This is a genomic window from Amycolatopsis sp. cmx-11-51, assembly GCF_047608665.1.
Taxonomy (GTDB): domain Bacteria; phylum Actinomycetota; class Actinomycetes; order Mycobacteriales; family Pseudonocardiaceae; genus Amycolatopsis.
On sequence record NZ_JADNQO010000019.1, the window covers coordinates 1 to 15,194 of the forward strand.

At 67.9% G+C, this 15,194-nt stretch carries 16 protein-coding genes and 1 pseudogene; 7 read left to right on the forward strand and 10 right to left on the reverse strand.

Annotated features, from left to right (window positions below; genetic code table 11):
* From ACM6LU_RS35070 to ACM6LU_RS35095, 6 genes and pseudogenes are all read right to left on the reverse strand, one after another.
* A pseudogene (locus ACM6LU_RS35070) lies at nucleotides 1-263 on the reverse strand (hypothetical protein); the annotation flags it as partial.
* A gap of 30 nt (nucleotides 264-293) precedes the next feature.
* Nucleotides 294-1,313 carry a TerC/Alx family metal homeostasis membrane protein gene (locus tag ACM6LU_RS35075; protein ID WP_414942153.1) on the reverse strand — a complete coding sequence of 340 codons (1,020 nt, stop codon included), beginning with the start codon at nucleotides 1,311-1,313 and terminating at the stop codon, nucleotides 294-296.
* Between the two features lie 39 nt (nucleotides 1,314-1,352).
* A complete protein-coding gene (locus ACM6LU_RS35080; protein WP_414942154.1) occupies nucleotides 1,353-2,264 on the reverse strand; it encodes a LysR family transcriptional regulator in 912 nt (303 codons plus the stop codon).
* Nucleotides 2,261-3,442: a glycine C-acetyltransferase gene (locus ACM6LU_RS35085; RefSeq protein WP_414942239.1), complete on the reverse strand. Its 1,182-nt coding sequence runs from the start codon at nucleotides 3,440-3,442 to the stop codon at nucleotides 2,261-2,263. Before ACM6LU_RS35085 ends, ACM6LU_RS35080 begins: the two co-directional genes overlap by 4 nt.
* Nucleotides 3,442-4,473 (reverse strand): L-threonine 3-dehydrogenase, encoded by a 1,032-nt coding sequence (gene tdh / locus ACM6LU_RS35090; RefSeq protein WP_414942155.1) that lies wholly within the window; start codon nucleotides 4,471-4,473, stop codon nucleotides 3,442-3,444. Before tdh ends, ACM6LU_RS35085 begins: the two co-directional genes overlap by 1 nt.
* A gap of 59 nt (nucleotides 4,474-4,532) precedes the next feature.
* The gene (locus ACM6LU_RS35095) at nucleotides 4,533-5,294 is read right to left on the reverse strand and encodes a TetR/AcrR family transcriptional regulator (RefSeq protein ID WP_414942156.1); all 762 of its coding nucleotides are present in this window, start codon (nucleotides 5,292-5,294) and stop codon (nucleotides 4,533-4,535) included.
* 60 nt (nucleotides 5,295-5,354) lie between these two features.
* Between ACM6LU_RS35095 and ACM6LU_RS35100 the strand changes: the two genes are divergently transcribed.
* From ACM6LU_RS35100 to ACM6LU_RS35110, 3 genes are read left to right on the forward strand one after another with little or no spacing between them, the layout of a single operon-like run.
* On the forward strand, nucleotides 5,355-6,137 hold the full coding sequence (locus ACM6LU_RS35100; protein WP_414942157.1) for an ABC transporter ATP-binding protein: 783 nt from the start codon (nucleotides 5,355-5,357) through the stop codon (nucleotides 6,135-6,137).
* The gene (locus tag ACM6LU_RS35105; protein WP_414942158.1) at nucleotides 6,134-6,910 is read left to right on the forward strand and encodes an ABC transporter permease; all 777 of its coding nucleotides are present in this window, start codon (nucleotides 6,134-6,136) and stop codon (nucleotides 6,908-6,910) included. Before ACM6LU_RS35100 ends, ACM6LU_RS35105 begins: the two co-directional genes overlap by 4 nt.
* A 57-nt stretch (nucleotides 6,911-6,967) precedes the next feature.
* On the forward strand, nucleotides 6,968-7,726 hold the full coding sequence (locus ACM6LU_RS35110; protein WP_414942159.1) for a zf-HC2 domain-containing protein: 759 nt from the start codon (nucleotides 6,968-6,970) through the stop codon (nucleotides 7,724-7,726).
* Between the two features lie 5 nt (nucleotides 7,727-7,731).
* Here ACM6LU_RS35110 and ACM6LU_RS35115 read toward each other — a convergent pair whose 3' ends face one another.
* Nucleotides 7,732-9,471, reverse strand: a complete 1,740-nt coding sequence (locus ACM6LU_RS35115; protein WP_414942160.1) for an ABC transporter ATP-binding protein — start codon at nucleotides 9,469-9,471, stop codon at nucleotides 7,732-7,734.
* Nucleotides 9,472-9,546: 75 nt separating this feature from the next.
* Here ACM6LU_RS35115 and ACM6LU_RS35120 point away from each other — a divergent pair, with 75 nt between their 5' ends.
* Nucleotides 9,547-10,116: a TetR/AcrR family transcriptional regulator gene (locus ACM6LU_RS35120; RefSeq protein ID WP_414942161.1), complete on the forward strand. Its 570-nt coding sequence runs from the start codon at nucleotides 9,547-9,549 to the stop codon at nucleotides 10,114-10,116.
* 250 nt (nucleotides 10,117-10,366) lie between these two features.
* Entirely contained in the window at nucleotides 10,367-11,254 is an 888-nt protein-coding gene (locus ACM6LU_RS35125; RefSeq protein WP_414942162.1) for a lysostaphin resistance A-like protein, read from the forward strand.
* Nucleotides 11,255-11,770: 516 nt separating this feature from the next.
* On the opposite strand, the gene ACM6LU_RS35130 is transcribed toward ACM6LU_RS35125, so the two are convergent.
* A complete protein-coding gene (locus ACM6LU_RS35130; RefSeq protein ID WP_414942163.1) occupies nucleotides 11,771-12,820 on the reverse strand; it encodes an NAD(P)-dependent alcohol dehydrogenase in 1,050 nt (349 codons plus the stop codon).
* A gap of 86 nt (nucleotides 12,821-12,906) precedes the next feature.
* Between ACM6LU_RS35130 and ACM6LU_RS35135 the strand changes: the two genes are divergently transcribed.
* Entirely contained in the window at nucleotides 12,907-13,509 is a 603-nt protein-coding gene (locus tag ACM6LU_RS35135; RefSeq protein ID WP_414942164.1) for a TetR/AcrR family transcriptional regulator, read from the forward strand.
* Between the two features lie 115 nt (nucleotides 13,510-13,624).
* Nucleotides 13,625-13,999 (forward strand): hypothetical protein, encoded by a 375-nt coding sequence (locus ACM6LU_RS35140; protein ID WP_414942165.1) that lies wholly within the window; start codon nucleotides 13,625-13,627, stop codon nucleotides 13,997-13,999.
* Here ACM6LU_RS35140 and ACM6LU_RS35145 read toward each other — a convergent pair.
* Complete coding sequence (locus ACM6LU_RS35145; RefSeq protein ID WP_414942166.1) at nucleotides 13,980-14,591, reverse strand: hypothetical protein; 612 nt, start codon at nucleotides 14,589-14,591, stop codon at nucleotides 13,980-13,982. The two genes, ACM6LU_RS35140 and ACM6LU_RS35145, sit on opposite strands and share 20 nt — an antisense overlap.
* Nucleotides 14,592-14,677: 86 nt before the next feature.
* Nucleotides 14,678-15,145 (reverse strand): ATP-binding protein, encoded by a 468-nt coding sequence (locus ACM6LU_RS35150; RefSeq protein WP_414942167.1) that lies wholly within the window; start codon nucleotides 15,143-15,145, stop codon nucleotides 14,678-14,680.
* Nucleotides 15,146-15,194: the final 49 nt, after the last annotated feature.

Sequence of the window (15,194 nt, forward strand, 5' to 3'; positions counted from 1 at the left end):
CGTTTCGCCGGCACCTCCGACTCGGTCAGTTCACCGTCCAAACGTCCCGCGTCACGCGCTCGTGTCCATTCGATGATGTGAGACGAGTAGAGACCTTCCCTGCGCAGGATCGCGCCTTTCTCCCCATCAGGTGCGTTCTCGTACTCGGTGACCGTAGCGAGCTTGTATTCCGCGCTGAACACCCGCCGTGACGGACGCGGTGCGGGATCGGCCTCCTGCTCGCCGAAGGAACGCCGGGACTGCTTGTCAGAAGGTGTGGACACATGCATAAGGATCTCCAATCCCGCCCTCGGTCAGGAACCCCCACTCACACGGGGTGTCTCACACCAGTCTGACCAAGAGGGCAATGAGCCAGGATGCGCCTTGGCGGAGGGATCGTTGCGGGTCTTGAGCAGGCTCGCCACCGTCACCACGACGAGAATGCCGATGATCACCGCGAGGCTGATCGGCGTCGAGATCTCCGGCACGCTCTCGTCGATGTCGACGTGGGCCCAGTGCAGGATCAGCTTGATCCCGATGAATCCGAGGATCACCGCGAGCCCCGCCGACAGGTACACCAGGCGATCGAGCAGGCCCTTCACGAGGAAGTACAGCGCGCGCAGGCCCAGCAGAGCGAAGGCGTTGGCGGCGAAGACCAGGTAGGGCTCGTCGGTGACACCGAAGACCGCCGGGATCGAGTCCAGCGCGAACAGCAGGTCGATCCCGCCGATCGCGAGCAGCACGACCACCAGCGGCGTGCCCACCCGCTTCCCTTCCAGACGGGTGAACAGCTTGCCGCCGTCGTACTCCTTCGACAGCGGCAGCAGGCGGCGCGCGGTCCGCACCACCACGTTGTTCTCGACATCCGGATCCTCGTCGCGATGCCGGAACAGCTGGATCCCGGTATAGATCAGCAGCAAGCCGAAAAGCAGGAACATGAAGGAGAACAACGAAAGAAGCGTGGCACCGAGCGCGATGAAGATCGCACGCATGATCAACGCGACGACGATGCCGAACGTGAGCACCTTGTGCTGGTGTTCCTCGGGTACCGCGAAGGTGCTCATGATGATCACGAAGACGAACAGGTTGTCGACCGACAGGCTCTTCTCCACGATGTAACCCGCGAAGTACTGCTGCCCGAAGTCTCCGCCGTGCGCCAGCGTCAGCCAGACACCGAACGCCACCGCGACCAGGATGTAGCCGATCGACCAGGCCACCGCTTCCCCGAAGCCGACCTTGTGCGGCCGCGCGGCCGCGATGATGAGGTCGAGTGCCAGTAGCGCGAGCACCAGTCCGATCGTGACGGTCCAGGTGAGGCCATCGATCTGGAGCATCCTTGCCCTGTCTTTCTTTCGACGGCAGGTGCCCAGATCCTAAGGGCGGTTCTCCTCGCCCGCATGCGCGTGATCCGGCGACGCTTCGACCAGTTCCGCGAGGACGGCCTTGAGCAACGGGTGATCCGCGCTCCCCCGCCGGACCGCGGCGAACACGCGGCGCAGCGGCGGCTCGCCGCGCAGCGGGACGGCGACCGCGCCGGGCACGGCGGTGAAAGCGTTGCGCGGCACCAAGGCCACGCCCTCACCCGCGGCGACCAGCGTGGTGATCGCGTGGAAATCGTCGGAGACGTGCCGGATCCCCGGATTGGCGCAGACGATCATCAGCACGTCGCGACACGGGTTTCCCGGTTTCGGCGCGATCCAGTCGTCGGCGAGTTCGTCGATATCCACTTCGGACGATTTGGCCAGCCGGTGCGCGGTGGGCAGCACGACGTCGAACGGCTCCACGTACAACGGGAACCGGGTGAGCCTGCTTTCATCCGTTCGTGGCGAGAGCCGATACTCCTCGGTGATCGCCAGGTCGACCTCGCCGTCGAGCAGCAGCGTGATGCTCGCGTGCCCCTCGACGTCCTGCACCAGCACCGAAACGCCGGGCGAACCGGCACGCAGTGCGGCGATCGCCGGCGCGACCACCATGGTGATCGCCGAAGCGAAGCTCGCCAGCCGCACCTGCCCCTGGACGCCGGAATCGAGGGCGGCCAGCGTTGCCTGCGCCCGTTCCAGTTCGGCGGCGACGGCGTTCGCGTGCACCACCATCAATTCACCCGCGGGGGTCAGCGAAACCCGCCTGCCCCACCGCCTCAACAGCTGCTGGCCGCACTCGGCTTCGAGGGCGGCCAGCTGCTGGGAGACGGCGGACGGCGTCAGGTGCAGCGCCAGGCCCGCCGCCGTCACGGTGCCGTGGTCGGCGAGAGCGCGCAGTACCCGCAGCCGTCGCGGATCGATCATTCGTCCATCATGGACCTCGCTGTCACGAACGCGTCCACCGCACGGTTGACGTCGTCGGCCGAATGCGCCGCCGACATCTGCGTCCGGATCCGGGCCTTACCGTGCGGAACCACCGGGTACGAGAAACCGACCACGTAGATACCCTGGTCGAGCAGTAGATCGGCCAGCTTGCCCGCCTTGGCGGCGTCGCCGATCATCACCGGGATGATCGGGTGCTCACCAGGGAGCAGGTCGAACCCCGCCTCGGTCATCCGCCGCCGGAACAGCTCGGTGTTGGCGCGCAGCTTGCCCAGCAGCTCGCTCGACTGGTCCAGCAGCTCCAGCGTGGCGAGCGCGGCGGCGGTGATCGATGGCGCGAGCGAGTTCGAGAACAGGTACGGCCGGGAACGCTGCCGCAGTATCTCGACGATCTCCGCGCGACCCGAGGTGTAGCCGCCGCTCGCCCCGCCGAGTGCCTTGCCGAGGGTGCCGGTCAGCACGTCGACCTTGTCCTGCACGCCGAACAGTTCCGGCGTGCCGCGACCGGTCGGGCCGGTGAAGCCGACGGCGTGCGAGTCGTCGACCATCACCAGCGCGTCGTACCGTTCGGCCAGCGCGCAAATCTCGTCGAGCGGCGCGAGGTAGCCGTCCATCGAGAACACGCCGTCGGTGGCGATCATCCGGTAACGCGCGCCGGACGCCTCCTTGAGCCGCGCCTCCAGGTCCGCGACGTCGCGGTTGCGGTAGCGCATCCGCTTCGCCTTGCACAGCCGGACGCCGTCGATGATCGACGCGTGGTTGAGCTCGTCGGAGATGATGACGTCCTGGTCGGTCAACAGCGTCTCGAACAGCCCGGCGTTGGCGTCGAAGCAGGAGCTGTAGAGGATCGTGTCCTCGGTGCCGAGGAACTCCGAGAGCTTCGCCTCGAGTTCCTTGTGCGGCTGCTGGGTCCCGCAGATGAACCGCACCGACGCCATGCCGAAGCCCCAGCGGTCCAGCGCCTCTTGCGCGGCCTTGACCAGCGTGGGGTGATCGGCGAGGCCGAGGTAGTTGTTGGCGCAGAAGTTCAGGACTTCGCCGTCGGCGACGCTGACCGAAGCCCGCTGCGGCCCCTGGATCACCCGCTCACCCTTGTACAGCCCGGCTTCCCGGATCTCGGCGAGCCCGGCCTTGAGGTCGTCGCGCATCGCGCCGTACATCAGTTCTCCGTCCAATCCAGAATGACCTTGCCGCAACGACCTTCCCTGGCCGTCGCGAACGCCTTCGCGTGCTCCTGGTACCCGAACCGGTGCGTGATCACCGGCGAGATGTCCAGCCCGGCCTGCAGCAGCACCGACATCGAATACCAGGTCTCGAACATCTCGCGGCCGTAGATTCCCTTGAGCTGGATCATCTTCAGCACGACGGCGGCGATGTCCACCGAGACCTCGGAGGCGGGCAGGCCGAGCAGCGCGACGCGGCCGCCGTGGGACATGTTCGCGATCATGTCGCGCAGCGCCTCGGGCCGTCCGCTCATCTCCATGCCGACATCGAAGCCCTCGGCCATGCCGAGCAGTTCCTGCGCGTCGGCGATGGTCGCCGACGCGACGTCCAGCGCGAGGTCGACGCCGACCTTGCGGGCCAGTTCCAGTCGGTGCTCGCTGACGTCGGTGACGACGACGTTGCGCGCGCCGGCGTGGCGCGCGATCGCGGCGGCCATGATGCCGATCGGCCCGGCGCCGGTGACCAGCACGTCCTCGCCGATGACGGGGAACGACAGCGCGGTGTGCACGGCGTTGCCGAGCGGGTCGAAGATCGCCGCGATGTCGAGGTCGACCTTGGTGCGGTGCACCCAGGCGTTCATCTCCGGCAGCACGGCGTACTGCGCGAACGCGCCGTCGGTGTGCACCCCGAGGCCCTTGGTCCTGGCGCACAGGTGCCGTCGCCCGGCCTTGCAGTTGCGGCAGCTTCCGCAGACCAGGTGCCCCTCGCCGCTGACCAGGTCACCCACCTTGACGGTGGTCACCGACTTGCCGATCTCGACCACTTCACCGACGAACTCGTGCCCGATGACCAGCGGCGCGGCGATGGTGCGCGCCGCCCAGTCGTCCCACGTGTCGATGTGCAGATCGGTGCCGCAGATACCCGCGCGCAGCACGCGGACGGCGACGTCACCGGGTCCGACGGCCGGGTCCGGCACGTCGGTGAGTTCAAGCCCTGGTGCTCGGTCGGCTTTGACCAATGCCTTCATGGCGCGAAGTCTGGTCCCCGGGGCCTGTGCGGTCCATCGCGAGTTTCTGAAATCCCTCGTTAGCGTGTCTTCACAAGCGCGGCCACGCCTTCGAGTAAGCGCGCCAGGCCGAAGTCGTAGGCGTGCTCGGGATTGTGGGCCCCGCGGTTCTCCTCACCCGCCGACTGGCCGACGCGCGCCGCGAGCGGGAAGCGGGCCGGATCGAAGACCTCCTCCAGCAACGGCCCGACCTTCGCCCACCACTGTTCGTCGTCCATTCCGGTGCGGCGGACCGCGCGGTCGGCTTCGATCCGACGGCGGGCCACCCCCTCGACGTGGTCGTGCACCAGCGTGATCACCGAGTCCATCTCGACGTCGGTGAGCCCGAGGCCGTCGATGACGGCGAGTTCGCGTTCGTATCTGGCGATCGTCTGCGGCCCGAGCGACGGTCGCCCGGTGAACACTTGAAGGACCCACGGATGCCTCAAACAGAGGTTCCAATCGACCCGCGCGACCTCACGCAGGCCGTCCGCCCAGCCCTGGTCGCCGCGCTCGCCGAGTTCTCGCACCGCTTCGCCGTAGACGCGGTCGAGCATCGCTTCGACGAGTTCCTCACGCGAGGCGATGTAGGTGTAGAGCGACATCGTGCCGACGCCCAGCGATTCGGCGACCCGGCGCATCGACAACGTGGCGAGATCCTGGTCGCCGTCGGCGAGTCCGACCGCCGCGACGACGACCTGCTCGGTGGTCAAGGTGTGTTTCGGCCCGCGCCGCGGGAGCTTCCGGGTGCCCCACAACGTGGCGATCGTGCGCGCCGGATCGCCGCCGTTGATCTCCGTCATGGCGCCATCATAGAAGACCTACTCCGTAACCCGTACGAAGTACGTGCTACTCTATTCCGTATGCCATACGAAGAAGCGGCGCTTGAAGCCGTCGACCTGCGGAAACGGTACCGGGATAAGGTGGCGCTGGACGGGTTCAGCCTTCGCGTCGAAGCGGGCACGGTCTGCGGTCTGCTCGGCCCCAACGGGGCGGGGAAGACCACCGCCGTCCGAATACTGAGCACCCTGCTCCTCCCCGACGGTGGCCGGGCGTGGGTGGCGGGCCACGACGTGCTCGCGGACCCCAAGGCGGTGCGCTACCGGATCGGCCTCGTCGGGCAGAACGCCTCGGTGGACGAGATACTGACCGGCCGGCAGAACCTCGTGCTGTTCGGCAGACTCCACCACCTGAAGGGCGCCGCGGCGAAACGCCGGGCGGACGAACTCCTCGAACGGTTCGACCTCACCGAAGCGGCGGGCAAACCCGTCGCCGCGTACTCGGGCGGGATGCGACGACGGCTGGACCTGGCCGCCGGCCTGATCCTCTCGCCACCGGTACTGTTCCTCGACGAGCCGACCACCGGGCTGGATCCGCGCGCCCGCATCGAGGTCTGGGCCTCGATCAAGGATCTGGTCGGCTCCGGCACGACGGTGCTGCTGACCACCCAGTACCTCGAGGAAGCCGATCAACTGGCCGACCGGATCGCCGTCATCGACGCGGGCCGCGTCGTCGCCGCCGGGACACCCGACGAACTCAAGGCGAAGGTGGGCCCGGATCGGATCGAGACCGTCACCCGCAAACCCACACTCGACGAGGTCTTCCTGCACCTCACCGGGCACGCCACCACCGAGGAGCCGTCTTGACCGCGATTTCCGACGCCACCGCGCTCACCGGCCGGATCCTGCTGCACTGGCGGCAGCGGCCCGGCTCGATACTGGTCGGGTTGCTCTTCCCCGTCCTGATGGTGCTGATGTTCGGCTATCTCTTCGGCGGCGCGATGGCCGTCCCCGACGGGGATTACCTGGACTTCCTCATCCCCGGCATGCTCGCGATGACCATGCTGTTCGGACTGGAGGCCATGGTCGTGGCCGTCACGACGGACGCCGCGAAGGGCGTCACCGAACGGATCCGCGCCATGCCGGTCGCCACGACGGGGATCCTCGCCGGACGCAGCGCGGCCGATCTGCTCAACGCCGTCGCCGGTCTCGCCGTCATGGTCTTGACCGGGCTGCTGGTGGGCTGGGCGCCGGAACGCGGCCCGCTCCCGTCGCTCGCCGCGTTCGGCCTGCTGCTCTGGCTGCGGTTCGCCTTCACCTGGGTGGGCATCTACCTCGGCCTGCTACTGAAGACGCCGGAGTCGGCGGTCGCCGTGCAGATCCTGGTCTGGCCGGTGGGTTTCCTCTCGAGCGCGTTCGTCTCGCCGGTGACGATGCCGGGCTGGCTCGGCGCGATCGGCACGTGGAACCCCCTGTCCGCCACCGCGACCGCGATCCGGGATCTGTTCGGCAACCCCACTTGGGGCGCGACCGACTGGGCGAGCACACATTCGGTCACGTTGGCGTTGCTATGGCCAGCCGTACTCACCGCGATCTTCCTGCCGCTGGCGGCCAGGCGGTACCGCGCGTTGGGCCGGTGAGCGTGAGCACGGCGGACCACCAGCGCTCCGCCACCCGCTGGGTTACGGTGACCGGTGATGAGGGAAGACGTCGAGCAGGGCGCAGCGGACGCGACGCTGCTCGACGCCTTCCGTGCCGGTGACATCGCCGCCGGCGAAGCGCTGTTCCGGCGGCACGCCGAACCGCTACGCCGTCTCGCGGCGGGCTGGGTCACCGAGCCCGCCGAACGGGACGACCTCGTGGCCGAGGCCTTCGTGCGCGTCCTGGGCGTCATCCGCGCCGGGGGCGGCCCCCGGGAGAACCTCCGCCCTTATCTCGCGGTCACCATGCGGAACCTGGTGGCCAGATGGAGTCACCACCGCAAGCGGGTCGAGCTGTACGGCACGGCTCCGGCGACCGAAGTGGCCGCCGGAGCCGCGGGCGCGGAGGAACTCCTCATCCTCCGCTCGAACGCCCGCCTGGCCTGGACCGCCTACTGCGCGCTGCCCGGCCGATGGCGGACCGTGTTGTGGCGGACCGAGGCCGAAGGTGACTCGCCGAAGGTGGTGGCCCCGCTGCTGGGGGTGTCCCCCAACGGCGCCTCCGTCCTCGCCCTGCGGGCCCGCGAAGGGCTGCGTCAAGCCTTCCTGCAGGCGCAGGTCCCCGAAACGGGAACGCCGTGCTGCCAGGAAGCGCGGCGCCGGATGGGCGCGTGGCTCCGCGGCGGGGTGCCCGGCCGCCAGGCGAACCTGATCACCGCGCATCTGGCGGGCTGCGAACCCTGCCGGACCGTCGCCTCCCGGCTCGACGAGGTCAACCGCGAGATGCCGCCGGGAGTACGCGCCATCCCCGCTTGACCGGATCAGCCGGGGACCGGGGCACCCTCCCCCGCGATCCGCAGCGCCTCCACCAGTTCCCGGTACAGCGTGTCGGTGGCGAGCAGCTGCTCGTGGCTGCCACTGGCCCGGACCCGGCCGTCCTCCATCACCACGATGGTGTCCGCGTCGATGACGGTCGACAGCCGGTGCGCCACGGTGACCACGGCGCCCTCACGGGCCCGCCGCCGGATGCAGTCGTGGATCGCGCTCTCGGTCCGGCCGTCCACCTGCGCGGTCGCCTCGTCCAGCAGCACCACGTCCGGCGTACGCAGGATCGCCCTCGCCAGCGCGATCCGCTGGCGTTCCCCGCCGGACACCGACGTCGACGACAGCGGCGTGTCCAGGCCGTCTTCGAGCGCGGCGATCTTGTCGCTCAGCCGGACTTCGCCGAGTGCTCGCAGCACCTCCTCCTCGGTCGCCTCCGGATGGGTGAACAGCAGGTTCTCCCGGATCGTGCCGGGCACGATCGGCGTCTCCTGCTCGACGTAGGCCAGCCGCGTCCGCACCGAGGCATACGGCAGGTCCGCGTACTCCCGCCCGTCCAGCAGCAGTGAACCCGACTGCGGCTGAACGAACCGCATGATCAGCGACAGCATCGTGGTCTTGCCCGCGCCGGACGGCCCGACGATCGCGGTGTGCCCGCGTCTCGGGATCTTCAGCGAAACGTCACGCAGTGCCGGATCGCCGCCGTAGCCCGCGGTCACCCCGCGCAGTTCGAGCACCGGCCCGTCCTGATCACCCGCCGGTTCCGGTGTCGCGGACGCCTTGTCCTCTTCGACCTCCAGCGCGTCCATCTCCCGGATCCGCCCGGCGGCGGCGATCCCCGCCTGCAACGCGGTCATGTTCTGGCTCAGTTCGGTGATCGGCTCCATCAACGCGAACGCGTACAGGAGGAACGCGATCATGCTCGACACCTCGAGCAGGCCGGCGTCGACCCGCCAGGCGCCGAGACCGAGGATGACCAGGATCGCGCCCTGGATGCCCGACCACGCCACCACCCACGCGATGGCCTGCCGCCGTACCGCGCGGACGCCGTGGACGGCGGCCGCCTCCGCGTCGACCAGGATCCGGTCGGATTGACGGCCTTCCGCACGGCTGGCCTTCACCGTGCGGATCGCCCGCAGCGCGCCTTCCAGCACGCCGCCGAGCTTGCCGACCCGGTCCTGCGCCTTCTCCTGCTCCTTCGCGATGGCTGGCATGAGCCACGCGAACAGCGCGACCACCACGACCACGGCCGCGACCGTGGTCGCCAGCAGCACCGGATCGAGCACGCTCATCAGCACCAAGGTGCCGATGAGCATCACCACACCGTTGATCAGGCCGATCACGCTGGACGACGCCGCCTCACGCAGCAGCACCGTGTCCGAGGTGACGCGAGTGACCAGTTCCCCCGTCGGTCGTTTCGTGATGGCCGGGATCGTCGCGCGGAAGAACCGCCGCACCATCGATTCCCGCGCCTTCAGCACCACCCGCTCGCCGACCGTGCCGAGCAGAATCCACTGCGTCAGCCAGATCACCGAGCCCACCAGCATCAGGCCGAGCAGCGCCAGCACGGGTCCGGCCAGCGACGCCGACGACCCGAGCGAGTCGAGCACCCATTTCGTGACCATGGGCGTGGCGAGACCGGTCGCGGAGCCGAGCAGGGCGAGTACCAGGCCGATCGCGAGTGCCCCCTTGTGTGGACGCGCGAACGACCACAGCACCTTCAATCGTGGAGTATCCATGGTTCCCAATGGAACACGCGTGTTCTAAAATCGTCAAGCGAGTTCCATATCGGAGGGCGAGGTACGGTACCGACCATGAGTGAGGGTGTGGCCACCGAGACGGGTGTCCGGGCGAGGACCCGGCGCGCGATCCTGGACGCGGCCATCGAGAAGCTGACTAAGCAACCGAGCGCGACACTGGCCGACATCGCGGCGGCCGCGAACGTCGGGCGCACCACGGTCCACCGCTACTTCCCGGAGCGCTCGGACCTCATCGACGCCATCAGCCTCGACGCCCTCGACAAGATCTCCCAGAGCACCGACCGGGCCCGGATCGCCGACGGACCGGTCCCGGCGGCACTGGCGAGGCTGTGTCAGGAGTACTTCGAGCACGCCGACGTCTTCCAGCTGCTGTTCACGATGCCGGACCTGATGACCCGCCCCGAGTGGAAAGAAGAGAGCGAAGACGACCGCGTCCTGCTCGGGCTCATCGAACGCGGGCATCGCGAAGGGTCGGTCGACCCGGCGATGACGAAGGAATGGGTGCAGCAACTGCTGTGGAGCCTGCTCTACACCGCCTGGGAGATGGTCCAGGAGAAAACCCCGAAGCACGAAGCCCTCACGTTGTGCATGCGCAGCCTGGAAAAGGTCATCGCGGTCGGCTGAAATCCGGCAGGCCCAAGAGCTCCGGCCGTAGGCCCACCGATCACCGTTCGAACAAGCGACGAAGACGTGGAAGTCCTCTCCTGAGCGGGAAATCGCGTAACCCGATTCGGAAAGACGCGCTCGCCCCGACCACCGCAACCTGTTCGGGACAAGAGCCGGAAGGGCTGTGCGGAAGGGAAGACCCAGGCCGGCTGATCTCGTCCGAAAGGATGACGCGGGCACGCGCCGCTTCGATGATCCTTTCCCTGTGATGGAAAAAACCGGCTCCCGCTCCGGTGCCGCCCGGGGAATTTTTGTCGTCGGGGTCGCGGTGTTCGCCGCCGCCCCCGCACTGCTGCTGGCGACCGGGCACGACACGATCAAGCCGTCCGCGGATTCGGACAAGGGGCTTTCCCTCGCGGGTGCCCTGATTCCCGCACTGGCCGGGATCCTGCTGATCCGCGGGATCCCGCTCCACGCACCCCGGCTGCTCCCCCACGTGACCGACCGGCGCGGACTGAGCAGACAGGCGATGGCCTTGGCGCTCATCGCCTTCTTGTGGCCCCTTGCGCTGTTCCTGGTGTCCACGGCGGGACAGCACTCGCTGGTACGCGACATCTGGGCGCTCGCCAAACCGCTCGTGTTCCTGGTGCTGCCACTGGTTCTCTTGCGAATCCTGCGGCCCTCCGGGGAACCGGATCCGTTCCGGCTCACGTGGCGACCTCGCCGAACTTGGCAATGGCTCGCACCGATTCCGGCGGTGCTCGTTTTCGGCTGGCTGTCCGTGCTGGGACCGCTCGCGCCGCCGCTGCCCACCGCCGAGGACTATCCCGACCCGGTAATTCTCGCGGTGGGCGCGACACTGACCTTCTTCACCGCGAATGTGCTCGAAGAGGTCTTCTTCCGCGGCATGCTGCAGACCCGTCTGGAGGCGCTTTTCGGTCGCTGGCCCGGAATTCTGCTGGCTTCGCTGCTGTTCGCGTGGCTGCACCTGCCGACACACGGCCAGGGAGCGCTCCCCCTGACCTTGGGCGCGATCGTCGCCTTCCAAGGGTTCTTCGGCCTGTTCACCGGCTACCTGTGGTCCCGCTACCGCAACCTGTGGGCCCCGATCGCCGCGCACACCGCGATGAACACGGTGCCGCTACTACTGATGTGACGCGGCAAGAGTCGGGCTCGTGAGTTGCAGGACTGTTTAATCGAGGGGAAGGGCAAAGTGTCGTATCCAGGGGTCGCCGCTCCCAATGCCACATTGGAGACGCTCAGTGTCCCCAATGCCGCAGTGGGGACATCAGTCCCGCGGTGTCGTGCCGCGTGGAGCAACACCCTTTTGCCCTGCCCCTCCGAGAGGACAACGGTGGCGTGGTCACCTCGCACGCGTTCCCCTGGTCGTGAAGGCCTCCTTGCCTAAAGTCAGGTCCCGACAAAGTCGAGGTCTTGCAGGTCAGGCGGCTATCCGTCGCTGCGCGAGGCTGACGATGCAGGGATGGGGACGTTGAGTGTCCCCACTCCTGCATCGTCGCGGGTTCACACCGGTTGGGAAAGTAGATCGACAAAGGTTCAGCGACATGCCCCCTCCGGCACACCCGAGTGTGGAGGTTCAAGACGTTCAACGCCCAGCAGCGCTGCGACTTTGCCGGGACCCTGACCCTGAAAGTAGCGAAGAAGGCTTCTATTACGCGCCGATGGTCGCCGCGTCGATGACGAACCGGTAGCGCACGTCGCTGTTTTCGACCCGGTCGTAGGCCACGTTCACCTGGTCGGCCGAGATCGTCTCGATCTCCGCGCCGATCCCGTGCTCGGCGCAGAAGTCGAGCATCTCCTGGGTCTCGGCGATACCGCCGATCATCGAACCGGCGAGTACCTTGTTCCCGCCGAGCAGCGAGAAAGCGTTGTAGGACAGCGGGTCGCCGGGCGCGCCGACGTTCACCATCGCCCCGCCGACGCGCAGCATGCCGAGGTAGGAGTCGATGGGCAGCGTCGCCGAAACGGTGTTGAGGATCAGGTCGAAGCGGCCGCGAAGCGTCTGGAACGTCGACTCGTCACCGGTCGCGTAGTAGTCCTTCGCGCCCAGCTTCAGGCCGTCCTCTCGCTTCTTCAAGCTCTGACTGAGCACGGTGACGTCGGCGCCCATGGCGACCGCGATCTTGACCGCCATGTGCCCGAGTCCGCCGAGGCCGACGACGGCGACCTTCTTGCCAGGTCCGGCACCCCAGCGGTTCAGCGGGGAGTAGGTGGTGATGCCCGCGCACAGCAGCGGGGCGGCGACGTCGAGGCCGATCCCTTCCGGGATCCCGCAGACGAAGGCGTCCTTCACGACGACCTGACGACTGTAGCCGCCATAGGTGTTCTCGCCGTCGAAACCGACGCCGTTGTAAGTTTGGACGTTGCCCTTGACGCAGAACTGCTCGGTGCCCGCGAGGCAGTACTCGCACTCACCACAGGAGTCGACCATGCAGCCGACCCCGACGCGGTCGCCGACCTGGTACTTCGTGACACCGGACCCGACCGCGGCGACGACGCCGGCGATCTCGTGTCCTGGCACCATCGGGAAGATCGCGCTGCCCCAGTCCTCCTTGACCTGATGGATGTCGCTGTGGCAGATCCCCGCGTACGCGATGTCGATCAGCACGTCGTCCGGACGCAGGTCGCGGCGCTCGATCGTCGTCGGCGACAGAGCGGCGCCCGGGGACGGCGCGGCGATGGCGTGCGTGGTCGTCGTCATTAAACCCTCCGAGATACTGTGAACCATGTAAGAGGTCACTTACGACTAGCGTAAGAGGCCTCTTACCTATTCCGCGACCGGGAGGTGTGATCCACGACATGGGCGGCAAGTACCACCACGGCGACCTCCGCGCCGAACTCGTGCGGGTCTCGCTCGACCTGATCGCCGAACGGGGACTCGCCGGGTTCTCCGTCGCCGAGGTCGCCCGCCGGGCGAAGGTCAGCCCCGGCGCGCCCTACCGGCACTTCGCGGACAAAGAGAGCCTGATGGCGGCCATCGCCGCCACCGTGGCCTGCCAGTTGGCGGACCGGGTGCGCGACGCCATCGAAGCGGAGAGCGACCCGGTCGCCGCGCTCGCCGCGGCCTCCGGCGCGTACACGGAATACCTGATCGAACGCCGCGCCGGGATGAACATCATCTACGCCGACGGCCTGCAAGGCCCGGAGTACGCGGCCCTGCACGAACAGACCCGCCGCCTGACCGACCAGTTCGTCATGCTCTGCCTGACCGTGGCCGACCGGCCACAGGACGGGCTCGAACTGATGGAACAGTTGTTCACCCAGGCACACGGTTACGGCACGTTCTATCTCGACGGCGTCTTCACCAAACAAGGCTATTCCAAGGAAGTCGTCGTCCGGAAGTCGACGGAGGCCGCCCACACCGCCATTGAGGGCCGCACCAGAATGTGACGTGATCCACGTCTGATTTATCCGATTACCGGGCCTCCCCGCGCCGACAGGATGCGAAGCGCAATCCCATCGACAGCGAGGAGAAGCGCGTGAGCGTCGAGCAAGACATCGGAATGTGGCGGGAACTGGGCCGCCGCACGAGTACCGCCTCGCCGCGGGGTTCGCCCTGCTCGGTGTGCCGCAGAGCGAACATCCGCCGCCGCTGGTCGTTCTCCTTTGGCTGCCCGTGCTTTTCTTCGGTGGCACGGGAATCGGCATCGCGATGCCGCATCTGGCCGTGGCGGCGATGACCTCCGCCCCGGACGGTGATGGCGGGAAGGCCGCCGTCGCGATCGCCACGATCCTGACGATGTCGACCGCTTTCGGTGCGGCGGTCGCCGGGCTCCTGGTCAACCTGGGCGCATGGTCGGTGGTCTCTTCGGCGAGGTGGTTGTTGCTCGGCTTCGCGGCCATCGCCGCCCTCGGTGTCTTTACGGCGCGACGACGGTGAACTCGATCTCGCCGGGGATCGGCGTACCCTTGCACTTCAGGGTGGCCGTATAGGTTCCGGGCGTGGTGACGACGGTGGTCGTACCGCTGAACCGGCCGAAGTTGCCACCCACGGTCCATGCCAAGGGCGCGGCGAACCCCGGCGAGGTCGCGGGCCCTTCAGGTCCGCCAGGGCAGCCGTAAAGCACATCCGAACCACCGGAGATTTCGCCGCCGGGCGCCACTTCGCTCGGGCCGAGCCCCCAAGACGGCGCCACGTAGTCGAGCACGGTGAACTGTGTGGTCAGGGTCTCCCCGTCACACGTGGCGGTCGCGGTGTAAGTCCCCGGCACGCCGGAGGCATACCCATTGCCCCACAGGTTTTCCCGGTCGCCGCCGACCGCGACCAGCTCGACAGGCCCGGTGAAGCCGGGCGAAGTCACCGCGGAATAGCTGTCACAGCCTCCACCGATGCCCGTGCCGAAGAGTTCGTTGGGCCGGACCTCGAGGGGGTAAACCCGCAGCGACGGTTCGGTTTGCGCTGAAGCCGCCGGTGCGACGGCCGCCCCCAGCGCCGCCACCGCCAACGCCACCAAAGTCTTCGTTCCCCGCATTTTCGGGCCCTCCCCTGGATTTCCCTGCCTGGTCGAGGACCACCTTGGCAGCATCGGGTGAGGGCTGTCTGCGTCATCTGACACAGTTACCCGGTTCGGTGCCGCCGACGAGCACGCGGGGCCCGGACGGCGATCGGGCAACCGCCGTCGCAACGGATGTGCGCCCAGACAGTCTTCCCGCCGCGCACCGGCTCACGACGGACACCCCACTGCACCGCCACCCCGTCGACGACGAGCAGTCCGCGTCCCCGCGGATCCTCGATCTGGGAAAGACGTGCCCGGGGTTGTTCGACGCTGACGTCCGCGACCTCGATACGGACCGCGCACGGCGAGACGCCGCGCCACAGCTGGATGTGGCGTGCGCCCCCACCGTGCACGTAGGCGTTGGCGACGAGTTCCGTCGCCGCCAGCAGGACGTCGTCACGATGGCCTCCCCCGAGGTCGGGTAGGCATCTGACTACCCAGGCGCGCATGTCAGGCAACGCTCGTGGCGTCGTGGCTCGCAGGTCGAACACCCAGGTTCCCGGCACCGGATGCTCCGCGATACTGATCATGGAGCCACCCTTCCCGTCACGCGGCCTCGCTGCTGAAGTCGCACGATCG

Coding starts and splice junctions, on each gene's coding strand:
- ACM6LU_RS35075 (WP_414942153.1), bottom strand. CDS start 1,313: ATGCTCCAGATCGATGGCCTCACCTGGACCGTCACGATCGGACTGGTG.
- ACM6LU_RS35095 (WP_414942156.1), bottom strand. CDS start 5,294: ATGACGGAGATCAACGGCGGCGATCCGGCGCGCACGATCGCCACGTTG.
- ACM6LU_RS35085 (WP_414942239.1), bottom strand. CDS start 3,442: ATGTACGGCGCGATGCGCGACGACCTCAAGGCCGGGCTCGCCGAGATC.
- ACM6LU_RS35115 (WP_414942160.1), bottom strand. CDS start 9,471: ATGGATACTCCACGATTGAAGGTGCTGTGGTCGTTCGCGCGTCCACAC.
- ACM6LU_RS35110 (WP_414942159.1), top strand. CDS start 6,968: ATGAGGGAAGACGTCGAGCAGGGCGCAGCGGACGCGACGCTGCTCGAC.
- tdh (WP_414942155.1), bottom strand. CDS start 4,473: ATGAAGGCATTGGTCAAAGCCGACCGAGCACCAGGGCTTGAACTCACC.
- ACM6LU_RS35145 (WP_414942166.1), bottom strand. CDS start 14,591: ATGCGGGGAACGAAGACTTTGGTGGCGTTGGCGGTGGCGGCGCTGGGG.
- ACM6LU_RS35120 (WP_414942161.1), top strand. CDS start 9,547: ATGAGTGAGGGTGTGGCCACCGAGACGGGTGTCCGGGCGAGGACCCGG.
- ACM6LU_RS35100 (WP_414942157.1), top strand. CDS start 5,355: ATGCCATACGAAGAAGCGGCGCTTGAAGCCGTCGACCTGCGGAAACGG.
- ACM6LU_RS35080 (WP_414942154.1), bottom strand. CDS start 2,264: ATGATCGATCCGCGACGGCTGCGGGTACTGCGCGCTCTCGCCGACCAC.
- ACM6LU_RS35130 (WP_414942163.1), bottom strand. CDS start 12,820: ATGACGACGACCACGCACGCCATCGCCGCGCCGTCCCCGGGCGCCGCT.
- ACM6LU_RS35125 (WP_414942162.1), top strand. CDS start 10,367: ATGGAAAAAACCGGCTCCCGCTCCGGTGCCGCCCGGGGAATTTTTGTC.
- ACM6LU_RS35150 (WP_414942167.1), bottom strand. CDS start 15,145: ATGATCAGTATCGCGGAGCATCCGGTGCCGGGAACCTGGGTGTTCGAC.